This window comes from Porphyrobacter sp. TH134, assembly GCF_002855495.1.
Classification (GTDB): Bacteria; Pseudomonadota; Alphaproteobacteria; order Sphingomonadales; family Sphingomonadaceae; genus Erythrobacter.
Map to the genome: position 1 here is coordinate 1 of NZ_PKRO01000093.1, position 1,792 is coordinate 1,792.

The 1,792-nt window shown below is 66.2% G+C and carries 2 protein-coding genes; both read right to left on the reverse strand.

Annotated features, from left to right (window positions below; all coding sequences use genetic code 11):
• A partial coding sequence (locus C0V72_RS16030) for an ATP-binding protein (protein WP_172439074.1) occupies nt 1-430 on the reverse strand: 430 nt, incomplete at its 3' end.
• Nucleotides 427-1,689, reverse strand: a complete 1,263-nt coding sequence (gene istA / locus C0V72_RS16035; RefSeq protein WP_172439075.1) for an IS21 family transposase — start codon at nt 1,687-1,689, stop codon at nt 427-429. The genes istA and C0V72_RS16030, both read right to left, overlap by 4 nt.
• Nucleotides 1,690-1,792 lie beyond the last annotated feature (103 nt).

The following is a 1,792-nucleotide window of genomic DNA, read 5'->3' on the forward strand; positions in this document are numbered from 1 at the left end:
CGTCGAAGCGGTAGTACTGGACCGAGAACCCGAGCTGGACCGCGCGGATGCCGAGCGCGGCGAGGAGGTGCGACTTGCCCACGCCTGGCGGGCCTTGCAGCAAGACCACCTCGGCATTGCGGATCCAGGTGCCGGTGGCGAGCGTGTCGATGCGCGAGCGCTCGATCGCTGGCTGGAAGGCAAAGTCGAAGTTCTCCAGCGTCTGGCCTGTAGGCAGCTTCGAGTTCTTGAGCATGACGCGCACCCGCCGCTCCTCGCGGCCAGCCAGCTCAGTGGTAAGGAGCCGGTCGAGAAAGACGTGCGCGCTGATCTCGTCGCGCACGGCCTCGCTCAGCAGATCCTCCAGCGCATCGGCGGCATGGCCGCAGGCCAGTTGCCCCAGCTTCTCGCGGGTGGCGTCGATATCGAGCCTGATCCGGGGGGCATTCATCGGGCCACCTCCGCCAGGCGGGCATAAAGCTCGAGGGAGCGATGCTGGACGCCACTGGCGGCGATCTCCTGCAGCTTGCGGCCCATCCGGCCAAGCGGCAACGGCGGCATCACCCGGGACGTGCCCTCGCCCTCGAAGTGGGCCGGATCGATGTTGATCAGCGCCTTTGTCCCGCGCGGGTGGGTGGCGATAGCTTCGCAGTTCTTGAGGCACATGACCTGGCCGGACAGGCCGCGCACCTCGACATCCTGACGGATGAAGCGGAAAGGGACACTGTACTGACGCCCTTCGAAACTGACCAGGCAGTCGTCGCCGACCCGGCGGCGGACAGCGACGTCGAATGGCTCGGGCAGCGTCTCGGGAAGACGGGTCAGCAGACACCGCTCCTGTTCCCAGGCCTGCGCCACGCTGGTACCGGTCGCCGGGCAGCGCAGTTGGTCTGCACGCTCGCTCATCCTCTCGTCGGTCCAGGCCTGCAGGTCGGCCAGGCTGCCGAATACACCGTTGTAGGGATCAAGGTACTCGCGGCAATCGCGGACCGAGCGCTCGACCTTGCCCTTCGCCCGGGGCTGACGAACCTGGCAGGCATCGACATGGAAGTGCATCTGATCGGCAAAACGCCGGTAGGTCGGGTTGATCTCGCCCCAGGCGCCTGCGCCCTTCGACAGCGCCGTCTTCACGTTATCGATGCGCATCACCGCAGCCACCCCGCCGAGGCGCTGAAAACAGCCGAGATGGCAAGACTGCCACGCCAGCGCATCCTTCGAGCGCGACCACACGATCGCGCGCTTGCGGCTCCACGAAAGGGTCATCACCAGCGCAGACAGATCGACCACTTCCTCACCCAGGACCATGCCTGGAAACTCAGCCCAGTCGACCTGCGCTTGAGCTCCCGACGGCGTCTCTACGCGCCGCCGTGCCCGGATCGCCGGTGCCGGAAACGTCCGCGCCCAATAGCGCTGCACCGACTTCAGACTACCGGAATAGCCGTGCTCGCGAACCAGCCAATCATGCAACGCCGCGATGTTGACCGCGCCATCGCCGCAGACACCGCGCCACTGCGCAATCGCCTCGGCATGCCCGGCCGCCTTGGCAACCTGCCGGCTCCGGCCGTCCACAGCGCCCTCAGCACGCCGACGGCGGTGGTAGCGAACCGCGCCTTCCGTTACTCCCAGCAGGCGCGCCACCGCGCTCTGCGTCTGTCCTTGCTTCAACAGCACACTCATCGCCGTCAATGCCTCACTATCGAGACAACCCATCGCCCTCTCCCGGAAGACCATCCGCCGGGAAATCGATCAGGCCAAGGCGACACCTCGTAAAGCTGGATGTCGCCTTACGGCTCCTGTGAACTGTCCTTCAACA

Excerpts from the sequence above, each read along its gene's own strand:
- istA (WP_172439075.1), bottom strand. The coding sequence starts at position 1,689 with ATGGGTTGTCTCGATAGTGAGGCATTGACGGCGATGAGTGTGCTGTTG.